The sequence below is a fragment of the Bacillota bacterium genome, from assembly GCA_036504675.1.
GTDB lineage: Bacteria > Bacillota > Sulfobacillia > JAJYWN01 > JAJZPE01 > DASXUT01.
In genome coordinates this window covers 1-2,204 of record DASXUT010000048.1, presented here as the reverse complement: position 1 = coordinate 2,204, position 2,204 = coordinate 1, and the positions used below count along the sequence as shown (strand labels likewise).

Here is a 2,204-nt window from a genome sequence, read left to right as displayed (position 1 = left end):
CCTGATTGAGTTGATTGGGAAGTCTACTTCACTATGGTCGGGGGTGAGAGAGCGGACCAGGGAAGGAGGTTGGCTAGCTTGGACTCGACTGTAGGGGCGGACTATCTCTTCGTGAAGGGCCCTCGCGATCTGAAAGCTCTGGTGGTGCCGAATGTGCCGGCCACCAGAGTCCCGGATCTGACCGAACAGTACAAGAAGCTTGGGTGGAAGATGGTTGTCGCCGGCCGCTTTGCGGTCCTGGGCGATGGGGTTGGTGTAGAGGTACCCATGGGAATATAGGCTTCGTTAGACCGTCCGACCAATCAGATGCCTGGCTTGAGGCCAGGCGTTCTTGTCTCATGAGCCGGATGACCGCCCCACGGGCCAAGGAACCGCGGAAGACAGGATGAGAGCCCACCGCAGAGTGAACAGTTGACCCCGGACTTGGTCCGGGGTCTTAATAGCTTTCCCCCTTGACCTCGAAGAACGCCTGGGGATGCTGGCAGGCCGGGCAGGCCAGGGAAGCTTCCTTCCCCCAAGCAGCCCCGCTCACCTGAGCGGGGTTCGATTTTGGGCGACACGACCGTCCACGACCACGCCCCGCTGGATCGAACTTCGAACGGCCCTCCCCAACAGGGAATCTGACCTGGTCCGCTGAATCAATCATCAGACCAGACCGACCGGCCCGGGTCTGGCGGCCCAGCCCGACCAGTCCAGACCGAGGGGATCGCCACGACCCTCACCCACCTGACCAAGAAGGATACGCCCGCCTGGCCGACTCGCGGGCAGTCTTCGACCGCGGGCAGGCCTATGCCCGGGGCGGCGCGGTCTCGGACGGGCGCTACGACGGGGAGCGCCTGGCGGCCAAGGTTTCAGGCACTCGTCAGTATCGCGTGAACATTCGGGAGGAGGAGCTCCGCCGGCTGCCCAGGGACGACCTGGAGCCCGTCGACCTCTGTACCTGGCCCAGTACCAGGAGATGTGGTCGGAGATGGTGGCCGCCATGGACAGCCTTGACCGGGCCGACCCCCAGGATGACACCGTCGACCATGAACTCGGTGAACTGCTGGAACGGATGAATGAGCTGTTCGCCGGCACCGCCTGTAGCAGTCGATCACCCAATCCAGAAGCAGAGGTGACGGTTCCATGAGTAAGGGCTGGATCACGATTCAGGTCGAGCTGCTCTCGGGTGGCGGCATCACCCTCGACCCACCCCCCGGACGGGTCATGCTGGTCGGTCCCCGCCACACCCTGAAGGACCTGGCCGAAGTCATCGACCAGGCCTTCGCCCGCTGGGACATCAGCCACCTGCACGAGTTCGAGTTCCCGGACGGGCGCGTTTTCGGCGTGCCGGATGATGAATTCGGGCAGCCGATCATTAACTACGAGCGGGTGAAGGTCCGCTCCGTGGTCCGTCCCGGCGAGCCCTTCACCTACGTCTTCGATCTGGGGGACAACTGGCGGCACCGCTGTCAGCTCACGGGCACCGACGCCGACACCAAGGAGGCCAGGGATGCCGCCGGCCACCTGCCCCGAAAGCCGGTCCCCATCCAGGGCTGGGGACGGATCCCCGACCAGTACGGTCGTCGGTGGGAGAACGACTCCGGCGAGGACGACACCGGCGAGGACGACACCGGCGAGGACGATATCGACGAGACCGACGCCGGACGGGGTGATGGCATCCCTAAAGAAGTCCCCGGGCCGTCGACAGGCCTGGAGAAGCTCCAGCACAGGCTGAGGGAAGCCCTGGCGGCCGAACCCCGTGACCAGGCGGCCGTGGCCCGGGCCTTCGAGCGGCTTCTGGCCCACCCCGAGGTGGAAGAGGCCCACAACATCCCCCAGCTCCTCTATGAGTTGAGCCAGTGCTACACGGCGATGGGACAATACGACAAGGCGATCAAGACGGTCAAACGCATCCTGGCCGGGAGGTGGATTGGAAGACCCGACGGGCGTTGCCTGATCGCCCAGATCCTCCTGGCCGCAGGGCGGGGGCGGGAGGCGGAGGCGCTCTACGCGGCCATCAAGGCCGACGACCCCAAAGACATCTACCTTTACGAGGCGGCCGGGACGGAATACGCCGCGGCCGGGGACCACGAGTCGGCTCTGCGGTGGTTGGGTGAGGGACTCGACCTCGCCATTCGGACCGGTGATCCCCAGGGGATTGCCGATGACCTTCTCCGCTGTCGCGGGGAGAGCCTGGCCGCGCTCGGGCGGTCCCCGGACGA

General features: G+C 65.4%; 3 protein-coding genes. All 3 read left to right on the top strand.

Annotated features, from left to right (window positions below):
• Positions 1-78 precede the first annotated feature (78 nt).
• Positions 79-279: a hypothetical protein gene (locus tag VGL40_03640; GenBank protein ID HEY3314363.1), complete on the top strand. Its 201-nt coding sequence runs from the start codon at positions 79-81 to the stop codon at positions 277-279.
• A gap of 691 nt (positions 280-970) precedes the next feature.
• Complete coding sequence (locus tag VGL40_03635; protein HEY3314362.1) at positions 971-1,129, top strand: hypothetical protein; 159 nt, start codon at positions 971-973, stop codon at positions 1,127-1,129.
• Positions 1,126-2,204, top strand: a 1,079-nt coding sequence (locus VGL40_03630) for a hypothetical protein (protein HEY3314361.1), incomplete at its 3' end; no start/stop codon positions are given. The genes VGL40_03635 and VGL40_03630, both read left to right, overlap by 4 nt.